At 68.3% G+C, this 15,401-nt stretch carries 13 protein-coding genes; 6 read left to right on the forward strand and 7 right to left on the reverse strand.

Features of this window, described 5'->3' with window-relative positions; translation table 11 throughout:
• Positions 1-51 precede the first annotated feature (51 nt).
• The 5 genes from K9U40_RS10515 (at position 52) to K9U40_RS10535 (ending at position 5,735) form a co-directional block, all read left to right on the forward strand.
• Positions 52-945, forward strand: coding sequence for a branched-chain amino acid ABC transporter permease (locus K9U40_RS10515; RefSeq protein ID WP_282890146.1), 894 nt, complete (start codon positions 52-54; stop codon positions 943-945).
• A gap of 4 nt (positions 946-949) precedes the next feature.
• Complete coding sequence (locus tag K9U40_RS10520; RefSeq protein ID WP_282890147.1) at positions 950-2,020, forward strand: branched-chain amino acid ABC transporter permease; 1,071 nt, start codon at positions 950-952, stop codon at positions 2,018-2,020.
• Between the two features lie 62 nt (positions 2,021-2,082).
• A complete protein-coding gene (locus tag K9U40_RS10525) occupies positions 2,083-3,363 on the forward strand; it encodes an ABC transporter substrate-binding protein (RefSeq protein WP_282890148.1) in 1,281 nt (426 codons plus the stop codon).
• A gap of 94 nt (positions 3,364-3,457) precedes the next feature.
• Positions 3,458-4,294, forward strand: coding sequence for an ABC transporter ATP-binding protein (locus K9U40_RS10530; protein WP_282890149.1), 837 nt, complete (start codon positions 3,458-3,460; stop codon positions 4,292-4,294).
• Between the two features lie 196 nt (positions 4,295-4,490).
• Positions 4,491-5,735: a phenylacetate--CoA ligase family protein gene (locus tag K9U40_RS10535; RefSeq protein WP_282890150.1), complete on the forward strand. Its 1,245-nt coding sequence runs from the start codon at positions 4,491-4,493 to the stop codon at positions 5,733-5,735.
• Positions 5,736-5,805: 70 nt separating this feature from the next.
• Here the strand turns inward: K9U40_RS10535 and thiE are convergent, their stop codons facing one another.
• From thiE to K9U40_RS10555, 4 genes are read right to left on the reverse strand one after another with little or no spacing between them, the layout of a single operon-like run.
• A complete protein-coding gene (thiE, locus tag K9U40_RS10540) occupies positions 5,806-6,441 on the reverse strand; it encodes a thiamine phosphate synthase (protein ID WP_282890151.1) in 636 nt (211 codons plus the stop codon).
• Between the two features lie 42 nt (positions 6,442-6,483).
• A complete protein-coding gene (gene glcF / locus K9U40_RS10545) occupies positions 6,484-7,803 on the reverse strand; it encodes a glycolate oxidase subunit GlcF (protein ID WP_282890152.1) in 1,320 nt (439 codons plus the stop codon).
• A 58-nt stretch (positions 7,804-7,861) separates the two neighbouring features.
• Positions 7,862-9,073 (reverse strand): glycolate oxidase subunit GlcE, encoded by a 1,212-nt coding sequence (gene glcE, locus K9U40_RS10550; RefSeq protein ID WP_282890153.1) that lies wholly within the window; start codon positions 9,071-9,073, stop codon positions 7,862-7,864.
• A gap of 31 nt (positions 9,074-9,104) precedes the next feature.
• A complete protein-coding gene (locus K9U40_RS10555; protein WP_282890154.1) occupies positions 9,105-10,613 on the reverse strand; it encodes an FAD-linked oxidase C-terminal domain-containing protein in 1,509 nt (502 codons plus the stop codon).
• A 152-nt stretch (positions 10,614-10,765) separates the two neighbouring features.
• On the opposite strand from K9U40_RS10555, the gene K9U40_RS10560 reads away from it, so the two are divergent.
• Positions 10,766-11,701 carry a LysR family transcriptional regulator gene (locus K9U40_RS10560; RefSeq protein WP_282890155.1) on the forward strand — a complete coding sequence of 312 codons (936 nt, stop codon included), beginning with the start codon at positions 10,766-10,768 and terminating at the stop codon, positions 11,699-11,701.
• A gap of 68 nt (positions 11,702-11,769) precedes the next feature.
• Here K9U40_RS10560 and gyrB read toward each other — a convergent pair whose 3' ends face one another.
• From gyrB to K9U40_RS10575, 3 genes are read right to left on the reverse strand one after another with little or no spacing between them, the layout of a single operon-like run.
• Positions 11,770-14,196, reverse strand: a complete 2,427-nt coding sequence (gyrB, locus tag K9U40_RS10565; RefSeq protein WP_282890156.1) for a DNA topoisomerase (ATP-hydrolyzing) subunit B — start codon at positions 14,194-14,196, stop codon at positions 11,770-11,772.
• 53 nt (positions 14,197-14,249) lie between these two features.
• Positions 14,250-14,999: a 7-cyano-7-deazaguanine synthase QueC gene (gene queC, locus K9U40_RS10570; protein WP_282890157.1), complete on the reverse strand. Its 750-nt coding sequence runs from the start codon at positions 14,997-14,999 to the stop codon at positions 14,250-14,252.
• Positions 15,000-15,028: 29 nt separating this feature from the next.
• Positions 15,029-15,331 (reverse strand): BolA family protein, encoded by a 303-nt coding sequence (locus K9U40_RS10575; RefSeq protein ID WP_282890158.1) that lies wholly within the window; start codon positions 15,329-15,331, stop codon positions 15,029-15,031.
• Between the last annotated feature and the right edge of the window lie 70 nt (positions 15,332-15,401).

Genomic DNA, 15,401 nt, shown 5'->3' on the forward strand with positions numbered 1-15,401 from the left:
CCTCCCAACCCTCCCCCGCAAGCGGGAGAGGGCTTTTGACGGGAGCCTCTGATGCAATCCCAGCTCCTTCTCCAGCTCATCATCAACGGGCTCATCATCGGCACGCTCTATGGCGTGGTGGGCATGTGCTTCGTGCTCATCTACAAGGCCTCGCAGGTGGTGAACTTCGCCCAGGGCGAGTTCCTGCTCATCGGCGCCTGGACCTGCTGGTGGCTGCTCACCGCGTGGAACATCCCCTTCTTCTGGGGCTTCCTCATCGCTGTGTGCTTCATGATGGTGTTCGGCATCGCGGTGCAGATGGTGGTGCTGCGGCCGCTCATCGGCGAGCCGATCATCTCGGTGATCATGGTCACCATCGGCATGTCGATCTTCTTCCAGGCGCTGATGAAGTGGATGTTCGGCACCTTCGCCCAGCCGTTCCCGCCCATCTTCAGCGTGGACAAGGTGAACATCCTCGGCCTGCAGGTGCAGACCGCCTATCTCATGTCCACCGGGGTCAGCCTCGCCATCATGGCCGGGTTTGCCTGGTTCTTTAAGTATTCGCGCCTCGGCCTCGCCATGCGCGCCACGGCCTTCTCGCAGCAGGTGGCGCAATCGCTGGGCATCTCGGTGCGCCAGGTGTTCGCCTTGTCCTGGGGCATCTCGGCGGCGGTCTCGGCGGTGGCCGGCGTGGTGGTGGGCATCGTGAACGGGGTGTCCTCGGCGCTCTCCTATTTCGGCATCAAGGTGTTCCCGGCGGTGATCCTCGGCGGCCTCGACAGCGTGTTCGGCGCGGTGGTGGGCGGGCTCATCGTGGGCCTGCTCGAAAACCTCGGGCAATATGTGGACAGCCAGTATCTCAAGTGGGGCAACCTCTACGAGATCATCCCCTTCTACGCCCTCATCATCATCCTGATGATCAAGCCCTACGGGCTGTTCGGCACCCGCGACATCGAGAGGGTCTGATCTTATGGCCATCGACACCATGCGCCCGTGCGGCGACTACCGCACCAGCTACCGGGCCGACCAGACCATCTTCGCCACGCGGCTGACCCTGATCTTCTGTGTCATCGCGGTGGTGGCCCTGTGCTTCGCACCGTTCTTCTTCTCGCGCTACGTGCTGAGCCTGCTGATCCAGATCGGCTATCTCGGCATCGCCGCGCTGGGGCTGAACATCCTCGTGGGCTTCTCGGGGCAGATCTCCATCGGCCACGCGGTGTTCTTCGGCTTCGGCGGCTTCGCCTCGGCCTTCCTCGCCGACAAGGGCGTGCCGGTGCCGCTGGCCATCGTGCTGGCGGGGCTGTGGACCACGGCGGTGGGTCTCCTCTTCGGCCTGCCGGCGGCGCGGGTGAAGGGGCTGTACCTCGCCATCGCCACGCTCGCCGCCCAGTTCATCCTGCAGGACTTCTTCGTGCGGGCGGAATGGTTCACCGGCGGCACCCACGGCGCCATGGCCGCGCCCTTCACCCTGTTTGGCCATGACCTGTCCGGCGACGACAAATACTTCTACGTGGTGCTGTTCTTCGTGGTGGTCATGTATCTGGGCGCCGCCAACCTCATGCGCTCGCGCGACGGGCGGGCCCTGATCGCGGTGCGCGACCATTATCTCTCCGCCGAGATGATGGGCGTGAACCTCACCAAGTACCGCACCATGGCGTTCGGCATCTCGTCCTTCTATGCCGGCATCGGCGGGGCGCTCTACGCGCATTATGTGGGCTTCATGTCGGTGGAGGGGCTGGATATCCTGTTCTCCATCCAGTTCCTCGGCATGATCATCATCGGCGGTCTCGGCTCCATCATGGGCTCGCTCATGGGCACCATCTTCATGGTGCTGCTGCCCGAGGCCACCGGCTGGCTCGCCTCGGCGCTGTCGGGCAGCGTCATCGACCAGGTGCTGCACCTGAAGGACGGCATCACCTACATGCGCGAGATGCTGATCGGCCTTACCATCATCCTGTTCCTGATCTTCGAGCCGGACGGCCTTGCCCACCGCTGGCGCCTGATCAAGGCCTACTGGAAGCTCTACCCCTTCTCGTATTGATATGACCGCAAGCCAAGGCGGCACAGACCGTCCGGCTTTTCGAGGAAACCAAGGAGACACTGATGAAGAAGATCGCCCTTTCGCTCGTCTCGGCGCTGGCCCTCGCCGCCGCCACGCCGGCGCTGGCCCAGTCCATCAATATCGGCCATCTCGCGGATTATTCGGGAGGCACCTCGGACGTGGGCCAGCCCTACGGCCAGGGCATCCAGGACGCCATTGCCTGGATCAACGCCAATGGCGGCGTCAACGGCAAGAAGATCGACTCCGACTTCAACGAATACGGCTATCAGGTGCCGCGGGCGCTGGCCGCGTTCAAGAAATGGGTGGGCACCAACAAGGTGGTGGCCATCCAGGGCTGGGGCACGGCGGACACGGAAGCCCTCGTCGGCATGGTGACCAAGGAGGAAATCCCTTATTTCTCAGCCTCCTATTCCGCCTCGCTCACCGACCCCAAGGGCAAGGTGAACGAGAAGAGCGAGCGCGCCGCGCCGTTCAATTTCTTCTATGGGCCGTCCTATTCGGACTCGGCCCGCGCCATGGTGCAGTGGGCGGCCGACGACTGGAAGGCCAAGGGCAAGCCCGGCAAGCCCAAGTGGGTGCACATGGGCGCCAACCACCCCTATCCCAACTCGCCCAAGGCGGCGGCGGAAGCCTATGCCAAGGAGCTGGGCTTCGAGGTGCTGGATCCCATCACCTTCGCCCTCACGCCGGGTGACTACACGCCCCAGTGCCTGACCCTGAAGCAGTCGGGGGCCAACTACGCCTATCTCGGCAACACCGCGGGCTCCAACATCTCGGTGCTGAAGGCCTGCAAGACGGCGGGCGTGGACGTGCAGTTCCTCGGCAACGTCTGGGGCATGGACGAAAACGCCATGAAGGCGGCCGGCGAGGCGGCGAACGGCGTCGTGTTCCCGGTGCGCACCGCCATCACCTGGGGCGGCAACGCGCCCGGCATGGCGACGCTGAAGGACGTTTCCAAGATGTCCGATCCCTCCGGCACCGCCTATCGCCCGGTGCACTATCTCGCCGCCGTCTGCACCGCCCTCTACATGAAGGAGGCCATGGAGTGGGCGGACAAGAATGGCGGCGTGACCGGCGTGAAGATCCGCGACGGCATGTACCAGAAGAAGGACTGGGTGCCGAAGGGCACCGAGGGCGTGTGCAATCCCTCCAGCTGGACCGCCGCCGACCACCGCCCCACCACCCGCGTGGACCTCTACCGCTCGGTGGTGAGCGGCCCCACCGACGCCTCGGTGGCGGACCTGGTGAAGAGCGGGGCCATCAAGCTGGAGAAGGTCGCCACCATCGACCTGCCCCGCAAGACCGAGCTGCAGGGCTGGTGAGCCTTTCGGACGACCCGCGCCGCTGCCGAGCGGGGCGCTCAAAAGCCCTCTCCCGCACGCGGGAGAGGGGGATGCACCGGAACCGGAGACCGCCATGGCAGAGGCCGCACTGAAGTTCGAACCCGCCGCCGAGACCGCCCCGCCGCTGTTGTCGGTGGACAATATCGAGGTGGTCTACAACGATGTCATCCTCGTCCTGCGCGGGCTGTCGCTGAAGGTCCCGAAGGGTCAGATCGTGGCCCTGCTCGGCTCCAACGGCGCCGGCAAGTCCACCACGCTCAAAGCCATCTCCGGCCTGCTGAAGACCGAGGACGGCGAGATCACCCGCGGCGACGTCACCTTCCTCGGCGAGAAGATCAACGGCATCGAGCCGGACAAGATCGTCCGGCGCGGCATCTTCCAGGTGATGGAGGGGCGCAAGATCGTCGCCGACATGACCGTGCTGGAAAACCTGCGCCTCGGGGCCTTCACCCGGCGCGACAATGAGGTGAAGAGCGACATCGAGCGCGTCTATTCCTTCTTCCCGCGCCTCAGGGAGCGCACCGGCCTTGCCGGCTATCTCTCCGGCGGCGAGCAGCAGATGCTGGCCATCGGCCGCGCCATGATGGCCCGCCCCAAGCTCATCCTGATGGACGAGCCCTCCATGGGCCTGTCGCCGCTGCTGGTGAAGGAGGTGTTCGCCATCATCAAGAAGCTCAATCAGGAGCTGGGCGTCACCATCCTGCTGGTGGAGCAGAATGCGCGGGTGGCGCTCTCGGTGGCGGACTACGGCTACATCATGGAGCAGGGCAAGATCGTGCTCGACGGCACTGCCGAGATGCTCCAGTCCAACGAGGACGTGAAGGAATTCTATCTCGGCCAGGGCGGCGGGGAGGAGCGCAAGTCCTTCAAGAACCTGAAGAGCTTCAAGCGCAGGAAACGGTGGCTGTGAGGCTGACAGGACCGGATAAAAGGCAATACAGCAATATTTGGGACCGTCATGGCCGGGCTCGTCCCGGCCATCCACGCCCGGCGGCGGGGCGCAGCGCACCGACATCGCGCGGGCGGGTTGGTGTGGATGCCCGGCACAAGGCGGGCATGACGGCAGCTATGGCCATGAAGGTGCCGCAGAGGGGCCAGTTCAGAGCATGACCGATCCGAACCGCCATTACGATGCCTGCGAGACCCGCGATCCCGCCGCCCGCGAGACCGCGCTGATGGCCGCGCTGGCCGCCCAGGTCGCCCACGCCAAGGCGAAGGCGCCCTATTTCGCCGCGCTCTTCAAGGATGTGGACCCTGAGGCGGTGAACACCCGCGCGGCACTGGCGCAGCTGCCGGTCACCCGCAAGTCGGACCTGCTCGAGATCCAGCCGAGGAACCTCCCCTTCGGCGGGCTCAATGCGACGCCGCCGGGCAAGCTCGCCCGCATCTTCATGTCGCCGGGGCCGATCTATGATCCGGAGGGCCACGGCGCCGATTTCTGGCGCTTCGCGCGCGGCCTGTTCGCGGCCGGCTTCCGGGCCGGGGACATCGTCCACAACTGCTTCTCCTATCACCTCACCCCCGCCGGCTCGATGATCGAGAGCGGCGCCCATGCGCTCGGCTGCGCGGTGGTGCCGGCGGGGGTCGGCCAGACCGACCTGCAATTGCGCGCCATCGCCGACATCCGCCCCCAGGGCTATGGCGGCACCCCGTCCTTCCTGAAGATCCTGGTGGACAAGGCGCGCGAGTCCGGCACCGACATCTCTTCCCTGAAAAAGGCGCTGGTGACCGGGGAAGCCTTCCTGCCGCCCCATCGCGCCGAGCTGAAGGCCGCCGGCATCGCCGCCCGCCAGTGCTACGGCACGGCCGACCTCGGCCTCGTGGCCTATGAGAGCGAGGCGGAGGAGGGCATGATCGTGGACGAGGGCTGCCTCGTGGAGATCCTGCGCCCCGGCACCGGCGATCCGGTGGAGGCGGAAGGCGAGGTGGGCGAGGTGGTCGTCACCCTGTTCGAGCCCGATTATCCCCTGGTGCGTTTCGCCACCGGCGACCTTTCGGCGGTGCTGCCGGGGATGAGCCCGTGCGGGCGCACCAACGTCCGCCTGAAGGGCTGGATGGGCCGGGCCGACCAGGTGACCAAGATCCGCGGCATGTTCGTGCACCCGGTGCAGGTGACCGCGGCGGTGAAGAAGCATCCGGCGGTGGCGAAGGCCCGTCTCGTGGTGGACCGCATCGGCGATGCCGACGACATGCTGCTTGAAGTGGAAGTCGCCGATGTCGGCGAACTTTCCGAAGCCGCGCTGCTCGACGATCTGCGCGCCGCCACCAAGCTGCGCGGCCGCGTGGCGCTGCTGGCTCCGGGCACGCTGCCGGCGGACGCCAAGACCATCGAGGATCGCCGGCCGGTGTGAAGTCCGCGCGGCCCCGGTCGAAAGCGAAGGGCCGGGCGCCTGACGCGTAGCGGCCGAGGTCGGGGAGCGCTCAGCGGGCGGTGGTCACCGCTGCCTTCAGCGCCCGGGCGGCCTGCTCCGGATCGCCTGCGGCGCAGATGGCGGAGACCACCGCCACCCCGTCCGCGCCGGCGCGGATCACGTCAGCGACGTCTGTGGTGCCGATTCCGCCGATGCCGACCATGGGCAGGCGCGTCAGCGCCCGCACGGCGGCAACACCGGCCGCGCCGATGGCGCCGCCCGCATCGGCCTTGGTACCGGTGGCCTTCACCGGGCCGACGCCGAGATAATCCACGCCGCCAAGGTCAGACGCCCCATATTCCAATGGGTTGCCCACCGACAGGCCGAGGATGCGCTCCGGCCCCAGCACGGCGCGCGCATCGGCGGGGGTCATGTCGTCCTGGCCCAGGTGCACCCCATCCGCGTCCGCCGCCACCGCCACGTCCACCCGGTCATTGATGATGAGCGGGATGCCGAGCGGCGCCAGCAGCGCCTTGAGCGCCCGCGCCTGCTCCACCAGCGCCCGGCCGTGGGCATCGGGATCGCGCAGCTGGACGATGGTGGCGCCGCCCTTCACCGCCGCCTCCACCGTCGCCAGCAGGCCGCGTGCGGCGACCAGGCGCGGATCGGTGACGAGATAGAGGGTGAGGTCGAAGGGCTTGGCCATCCTTGGTCCTTCTCGGGGAGCCGTTGGTCTCACGCCGCGGTCTCACGCCGCCTTGGCGGTTCCGGAAAACCCCGCCGGGGCCGGGCCGCCCATGGCCCAGTCGAGCAGCTCCACCGTGTGCGCCACCGGCACCCCGGTTCCGGAGCCGATCTGCGCCATGCAGCCGATGTTGCCGGCGGCGATGATGTCGGGGGAGAGCGCCTCCAGCGTTCCCACCTTCTTGGCCTTGAGCTGATCGGCGATCTCGCTCTGGAGCATGTTGTAGGTGCCCGCCGAGCCGCAGCACAAATGCGGGTCGAACGGCTCGGCCACCTCGAAGCCCACCGCGCGCAGCAGCTCCACCGGCGGCCCCTTCACCTTCTGCCCGTGCTGGAGCGAGCAGGCGGAATGATAGGCCACCTTCCGGCCCAGCGGCGCCGGCGCCTTCGGCAGGCCGAGGCCGAACAGGAACTCGCTGATGTCGCGGGTGATGGCGGACACCCGCGCCGCCTTGTCCTTGTAGGCGGGATCGAGCCGCAGCATGTGGCCGTAATCCTTGATGGGCGTGCCGCAGCCGGAGGTGGTGACGAGGATGGCGTCGAGCCCCGGCCCGTCCATCTCGCGGGTCCAGGCGTCCACATTGTTGCGGGCGAAGGCGTGGGCCTCCTCCTCCCGTCCCATGTGGTGGACCAGCGCGCCGCAGCAGCCCTCGCCCGCAACCCGCACCACCTCGACCCCGAGCCGGGTGAGCAGGCGGATGGCGGCATCGTCGATTTCCGGCCGCAGCACCGGCTGGGCGCAGCCGCGCAGCAGTGCCACCCGCGCCCGCCGCTGGCCCTGGGCCGGGAAGGTGCCCGGAGCCTCGTGCGGGGCGCGGCCATTGGGCATTCCGGGCGACAGCCGGAGCATGGCGGCGAGCGGCTTCAGGCCGGGGATCTTGGCGAGCAAGGGGGCGAACGGCTTGCCCACCATGGCGCCCATGAGGGCGAGGCGGAAGCGGTCCGGATAGGGCAGCACCCTGGCGAGCATGGCCCGCATCAGCCGGTCGCGGGGCGGCCGGACATAGGTCTTCTCGATATGGACGCGGGCTTGGTCCACCAGGTGCATGTAGTTCACGCCCGAGGGGCAGGTGGTCATGCAGGACAGGCAGGAGAGGCAGCGGTCGATATGCTTGACCTCCTGCTCGGTCGCCGGCCGGTCGTTCTCCAGCATGTCCTTGATGAGATAGATGCGCCCGCGCGGGGAATCCAGCTCGTCGCCGAGCAGCACATAGGTGGGGCAGGTGGCGGTGCAGAAGCCGCAATGCACGCAGGTGCGCAGGATCTTTTCCGCTTCCGCCACATGCGGATCGGCGAGCTGGGCGAGGGAGAAATGGGTCTGCATGGGCGCTCAGCCGTGAAAAGGAGGCAGGGAACGGAAGGAACGGGGATGGCTTTCCATCTCACATCCCCGCATGCATGCGGCCGGGATTGAGCACCAGGCCGGGATCGAAGCTTTCCTTGACCCGCTTGGTCAGGGCCGCCAGCGCCGCGTCGAGGGGCTGGAACACCGCGGTGCGGGCACGTTCGGCGGCGGTGGCGCGGATCAGGGTTGCATGGCCGCCATGGGGGGCGAGGGCTGTGCGCACCGCGTCCGCGTGGGCGCTCTCGCCGGGCAGGCACAGCCAGATGAGCCCGCCGGCCCAGTCGCAAAAGGCCTCGCCGCCGAGATCCGCCGCAAGGCGCGCGGCCAAAGCCGGCCCCGCCATGGGCTCGGTGGAAATGCGCCACACCGCCCGCTCGCCGAGGCCGCAGAAGGGAGCCACATCGCGCACCGCCAGCCACAGGGCGCGGGAGGCGTCCGTTTCCAGCACATCCGCCGCGCCGAAGGGGGCGAGCACGGTGCGCAGCATGGTTCGCCGCGCGGTCACCGAAGGCGCGACGCCTTCGAGGCGCAGCGCCACCACGGCGGGCGATCCGGACAGGCCCGGCAGGCGACCGGCCACGCCCTCGGGCAGGAAGGCGGCGCCGGACACCTCGCAGGACGAGCCCATGGCGGCGGACAGCGCGGCGGCCGCCGCCTCGGGCGAGGCGACCTTGGCCACCAGCGTTTCTTCCATGGGCGGGCGGGGCAGCACCTTCAGCGTGATCTCGGTGGCGATGCAGAGCGTGCCGAAGGCGCCGGCCATGAGGCGCGGCAGGTCGTAGCCGGTGACGTTCTTCACCACCCGGCCGCCGGACTTGAACGGCTCGCCGCGCCCGGACACCGCCTTGATGCCCAGCGCATGGTCGCGCACCGCGCCATGGCTGATGCGGCGGGGACCTGAGAGATTGACCGCGAACAAGCCACCGAGGGTGCCGGCCCCGGCCGGGCTGCCGAGGAGGGGGGCGGGGTCCATGGGCTCGAAGGCGAGCATCTGCCCGCTCGCCGCCAGCATGTCCTCGATGTCCGCGCGCGCAGTGGCGGCGCGGGCCGAGAGCACCAGCTCCTCCGGCTCGTAGAGGGTGACGCCGGTGAGGGCGGACAGATCGAGGGTGAGGTCGGTCTGGCTCGGGCGGCCGACGGCGCGCTTGGAGCCGTGCCCCCGGATCTCAAGCGTCTTGCCGGCGGAAAGCGCGGAGCGGACGGCGTCCGCGACCTCGCCGTCGTCGCGCGCTGCGATGATGTCGCTCATCGGATGGGCCTTGGGCTGTTGGGCACGCGCTCTAGAAGCGCGGCAGGTCCGGGAAGGGCAGGGCGCCGCCGCTCACATGCATGCGGCCGAACTCGGCGCAGCGGTGGAGGGTGGGGAACACCTTGCCGGGATTGAGCAGGCTCTTGTCGTCGAACGCGCATTTCATGCGCTGCTGCTGGGCGAGGTCCACCTCGTTGAACATGGTGTCCATGAGGTCGCGCTTCTCCACCCCCACCCCGTGCTCGCCGGTGAGCACGCCGCCCACCTCCACGCACAGGCGCAGGATGTCGGCGCCGAAGCTCTCGGCCGCGTGCAGCTCCCCCGGCGCGTTCGCGTCATAGAGGATGAGCGGGTGCAGGTTGCCATCGCCCGCATGGAACACATTGGCGACCCGCAGGCCGTATTGCACCGAAAGCTCGCGCATGCGGGCCAGCACGAAGGGCAGCTGGCGGCGCGGGATGGTGCCGTCCATGCACAGATAATCGGGCGAGATGCGTCCCACTGCCGGGAAGGCGGCCTTGCGCCCGGCCCAGAAGCCGAGCCGCTCGGCCTCGCTGGTGGAGACCCGCAGGGTGACCGAGTTGCAGCCCTGGGCGATGCGCGACACCTCTTCCAGCAGGTGCGCGCATTCCGCTTCCGGCCCGTCCAGCTCGACGATGAGCAGGGCTTCCACGTCGAGGGGATAGCCCACGTGCACGAAGGCCTCGGCGGCGGCGATGGCGTCCTTGTCCATCATCTCGATGCCGGCCGGGATGATGCCGGCGGCGATGATCCTGGCCACGCATTCGCCGGCGTCTTCCGAGGTGGGGAAGCCCACGAGCACCGCGCGGGCGGTGTCCGGCTTCTTTAGCAGGCGCACGGTGACTTCCGTCACCACGCCCAGCAGCCCCTCCGAGCCGATGACCACGGAGAGCAGGTCCAGCCCGCCGGCGTCGAGGTGCTTGCCGCCGAGGCGCACGATCTCACCGGTGATGAGCACCAGCTCGGCGCCCAGCACATTGTTGGTGGTGAGGCCGTATTTCAGGCAGTGCACGCCGCCCGAATTCTCCCCCACATTGCCGCCGATGGTGCAGGCGATCTGGGAGGAGGGGTCGGGCGCGTAATAGAAGCCGAGATGCTCCACCGCCTTGGAGATGCCGAGATTGGTCACCCCGGGCTGCACCACGGCGCAGCGGTTGGGGGTGTCGATCTCCAGGATCTTGTTGAATTTGCCCATGCCGAGCAGCACCGCATCCTCGAGCGGCAGCGCACCGCCGGAGAGCGACGTACCCGCCCCGCGCGGCACCACGCGGATCTCGTTGTGGTGGCAATATTTCAGCACCGCCGCCACCTGCGCGGTGGTGGAGGGCAGCACCACCACGAGGGGCAGTTGCCTGTAGGCGGTGAGCGCGTCCGATTCGTAAGGGCGCATCTCCCGTTCATGGGCGATGACGCCCTCGCCGGGGACGATGGCCTTGAGGTCGGCGATGATGTCGTTACGGCGGGCAAGCACCCGCGCGTCTGCGTCCGGCATCCTGAGGCCCGGAGCTGTTCCCGTCATGTGGCGGTCCCTCTTTGAGCCCGTTCTCTTTAGAGGGAACTATAATCGGTTCACTGGGAAAAAACGTCGCGGATTATTTCCGTGGCAGATAAAGTTGTCCTCACGATCCAAAACAATCGGCCGGTCAGGCCGGGGCGGAGGCGGGCCGGCGCATGATCGGCAATCTGGGCGATCTTGAAATCTTCGCGCGCATCGTCACCGCGGGCAGCCTGTCGGCGGCCGGGCGGGAGATGGGCCTGTCCCCGCCGGTGGTGTCCAAAAGGGTGCAGCGGCTGGAGGAGCGGCTCGGCGCGCGGCTGTTCCAGCGGACCACCCGCAAGGTGACCCTCACCGAGGCCGGGCAGGGCTTCTACGAGCGGGTGGTGGCGATCCTCGCCTCCATCGAGGAGGCGGAGAGCCAGCTCGCCCGCAAGTCGTCGGAGGCGCGGGGGCTCCTGCGGGTGTCGGCGCCCACCTCGTTCGGGCGGCTGCATATCGCGCCCCACCTGCGCCCGCTGCTCGACGCCAATCCCGACCTGACCATCGACCTTGAACTGTCGGATTCCTTCGTGGACATCGTGGGCGAGGGCTTCGACGTGGCGGTGCGCATCGCCGACCTCGACGATTCGAGCCTCGTTGCCCGACGCCTCGCCCCGGTGCACCGGGTGCTGTGCGCGACGCCGGACTATCTGGCGCGGGTCGGCGAGCCGAGGCACATTTCCGAACTGTCCGGCCATGTGCTGCTCGCCACCCACGGGCAGGACCCCTGGCGGCTGGAGGGGCCGGACGGGCCGGTGACACTCAGGGTGCATTCCCAATTGCGCACCAATTCCAACGAGGTGGTGCGCGAGGCCGTGCTGGCCTCGGTGGGCATCGCCTTGCGCTCCACCTGGGACGTGGGGCCGGAACTGCGTTCCGGCGCGCTTCGGGTGGTGCTGCCGCGCTGGCGGGCCTCGCACCGGGTGGGGCTATTCGCGGTGTATCCCTCGCGCCGCTTCCTGCCGCAGAAGGTGCGGGTGTTCATCGACCATCTCGCCGCGCTCTACGGGCAGGTGCCGCCCTGGGACGAGGGCCTTGCCCACCTTCTGGAACAGCAGCAGGCAGCGTGAGGGCCGTGGGGGCGACTGGCAAAGGGAATGCCGCGCCCTCCTCTTCTACCGGCGTATTGGGCGCCGCTTCACACGTCCACGCTGGCGCGCAGGGCGTTTTCCTGGATGAACTCGCGCCGCGGCTCCACCGTGTCGCCCATGAGGCGGTTGAAGAGGTCGTCGGCGGCGTCCACCTCCTTCACCCGCACCTGGAGGAGCGAGCGGGCGTTCTTGTCCAGCGTCGTTTCCCAGAGCTGCTCCGGGTTCATCTCGCCGAGGCCTTTGTAGCGCTGGAGTGAGAGGCCCTTGCGGCCGGCATCGGTGACCGCGTCGAACAGGTCCACCGCGCCGAACAGCACCTGCTCGTCGGCCTTGCGCTTCAGCACGGAGGCGGCGGCGAACACGCCGTCGAGGTCCCGCGCCAGATGGTCGAGCCGCCGCGCCTCGGGCGAGGCGACGAAGGCGTGGTCGAGACGGGCCACTTCGGCGACGCCGCGCACGGTGCGGGTGAAGGTGTAGCCGGCGTCGTCGAACAGGCCGGACCAGCCCCGCTCGGTGTCGTCGGCCAGCGCATCGAGCCTCAGCGCCACCTCGGCGGCGGCGGCGATGCCGGCGGCCTCGTCCTGCAGCGCCCCGGCGCCGAACGCGCCGGCGAGCGCCGCCTGCTCGGCCACGGCGCGGTTGTAGCGCGGATGCATGGCGCCCAGTGCCGCGCGCATCTGGCGCGACACCTCCACCACATGGGCGAGGTCCGAGCCGGCCCGCACCTCGCCCGTGGCGAGATGGAGGGAAGCCTCGTCGAGCCCGGCGGTGATCAGATAATCCTCCAGCGCCTTCTCGTCCTTGAGGTAGGTCTCGGACTTGCCGCGCGTCACCTTGTAGAGCGGCGGCTGGGCGATGAAGAGGTGGCCTGCGTCCACCAGCTCCGGCATCTGGCGGAAGAAGAAGGTGAGCAGCAGGGTGCGGATGTGGGCGCCGTCCACGTCGGCGTCGGTCATGATGATGATCTTGTGGTAGCGCAGCTTGGCGAGGTCGAAATCGTCGCGGCCGATGCCGGTGCCGAGCGCGGTGATCAGGGTGCCGATCTGCTCGGACGACAGCATCTTGTCGAAGCGCGCGCGCTCCACGTTCAGGATCTTGCCGCGCAGGGGCAGCACCGCCTGGAAGGCCCGGTCGCGGCCCTGCTTGGCGGAGCCGCCGGCCGAGTCACCCTCGACAATGAAGATCTCGGACTTGGCCGGGTCGCGTTCCTGGCAGTCGGCGAGCTTGCCGGGCAGGGAGGCGACATCCAGCGGGTTCTTGCGCCGGGTGAGGTCGCGGGCCTTACGGGCGGCCTCGCGGGCGGCGGCGGCCTCCACCACCTTGCCGATGACCGATTTCGCCTCCGCCGGGTTCTCCTCGAACCACACGCTGAGCGCCTCGCCCACCAGGGATTCCACCACCGGGCGGACCTCGGAGGAGACCAGCTTATCCTTGGTCTGGGACGAGAATTTGGGGTCCGGCACCTTCACGGAGAGCACGGCGGTGAGGCCCTCGCGGCAATCCTCGCCGGTGGGGTCCACCTTCTCCTTCTTGGCGATGCCGGAGGTGTTGGCATAGCCGATCACCTGGCGGGTCAGCGCGGCGGCGAAGCCGGTGAAGTGGGTGCCGCGGTCACGCTGGGGAATGTTGTTGGTGAAGCACAGGATATTTTCGTGATACCCGTCGTTCCATGACAGGGCGGCTTCCACGGTGATGCCGTCCTTCTCGGCGCGGATCACCACCGGCTTCTGGATCAGGGCGCTCTTGGAGCGGTCGAGATACTTCACGAAGGCCTCGACGCCGCCTTCGTAATGCAGCTCCTCGCGCTTCACGTCCGCGCCGCGGGCATCGGTGAGGATGATGAGCACGCCGGAATTCAGGAAGGCCAGCTCGCGCAGCCGGTGCTCCAGCGTGGCGTAGTCGAACTCGATCCGGGTGAAGGTCTCGGGGCTCGGGGTGAAGGTCACCTTGGTGCCGCGCTTGCCGGGCGGGGCGTCGCCCACCACCTTCAGGGGGGCCTCCGCGTCGCCGTTGCGGAAGCGCATGAAGTGCTCCTTGCCGTCGCGCCAGATCACGAGGTCGAGGGTGGTGGACAGGGCGTTCACCACCGAGACACCCACCCCGTGCAGGCCGCCGGAGACCTTGTAGGAGTTCTGGTTGAATTTTCCGCCCGCATGCAGCTGGGTCATGATGACCTCGGCCGCCGAGACGCCCTCTTCCTTGTGGATGTCGGTGGGGATGCCGCGCCCGTCGTCGGTCACCGTCACCGAACCGTCGGCATTGAGGGTGACGGTGACTTCCTTGGCCCAGCCGGCGAGCGCCTCGTCGATGGCGTTGTCCACCACCTCGTAGACCATGTGGTGGAGGCCCGAGCCGTCGTCCGTATCGCCGATATACATGCCGGGTCGCTTGCGCACGGCATCGAGGCCCTTGAGGACCTGGATGGACTGGGCGCCGTAATCGTTGGGGGACGCGGCAGGCACGGGTTCGGCCATGATTGATCTCGAATCGTTGAGCGACTTGTTGCGAATCTAGCGCAAAGTGGCGGTTATTTGGTGGCGGCTGCGCGTCTTTCCACGCCGTGGCCGGCGCGGTAGCGTGCAAATCCGTCCGCCCGCAACTTGCAGGCGGGGCATTCGCCGCAGCCATAGCCCCAGGCGTGGCGCGTGCCGCGCTCGCCCAGGTAGCAGGTGTGGGTGTCCTCCACGATCAGGTCCACGAGGGCGGTGCCCCCGAGCCGTTCGGCGAGGCCCCAGGTCTCGGCCTTGTCGATCCACATCAGCGGGGTGTGGAGGACGAAGCGCTTCTCCATGCCGAGGTTCAGCGCCACCTGCATGGCCTTCACCGTGTCGTCGCGGCAGTCCGGATAGCCGGAGAAGTCGGTCTCGCACATGCCGCCGACAATGTGCCTCAGGCCCCGCCGATAGGCCAGCGCCGCGGCGAAGGTGAGGAAGACGAGGTTGCGGCCCGGCACGAAGGTGTTGGGCAGGCCGCCAGCCTCCATCTCCACCGCCACGTCGCGGGTGAGCGCGGTTTCGGAGATCTGGCCGAGCACCGGCATGTCGAGCACATGGTCCTCGCCGAGGCGCGAGGCCCACGCGCCGTTGAGCCGCGCGAGGGCCGAGCGCAGCACCGGGCGGCGCTCCAGCTCCACCGCGTGGCGCTGGCCGTAATGGAAGCCGAGGGTCTCCACCCGCCCGAAGCGCTCCAGCGCATAGGCGAGGCAGGTGGCCGAATCCTGCCCGCCGGAGAAGAGCACCAGCGCGCCCTCGTCCGTGTGGGCCCGTGCATCACTCATTCAGGGGGCGTCCCGATGCCGTCCGCGCGTCATTCACCCGGGGCCTTGGCCTCGATGGCGATGGCGTGCAGGCCCTTGGCGATCTCGCCCTGGAGCAGGCCGTTGACGATGCGGTGGCGCTCGATGCGGCTCTTGCCGCTGAAGTCGCTGGCGACGACGCGCACCCGAAGGTGCGTCACTCCGCCATCCTCCCGGTGCTCGGCGCCCTTATGCGCATGGCGCGCGCCCATGTGGCCGGCATGCTTGTGGCTTTCGTCCTCCAGCTCGAGAAACGAAGCGCTCAGGCCCTGTTCGAGGGTCTGGCGGATGGCGGAAAGGGAAGTCTCGGACATCGCAAAATCCAATGGCTGAAATAGAACCTTTTGAAGGCGTCGCGCCTGCGATGGCGCTCCGCCGGAGGGC

This window comes from Xanthobacter autotrophicus, from assembly GCF_030015065.1.
In the GTDB taxonomy this organism is placed as follows: domain Bacteria; phylum Pseudomonadota; class Alphaproteobacteria; order Rhizobiales; family Xanthobacteraceae; genus Xanthobacter; species Xanthobacter autotrophicus_D.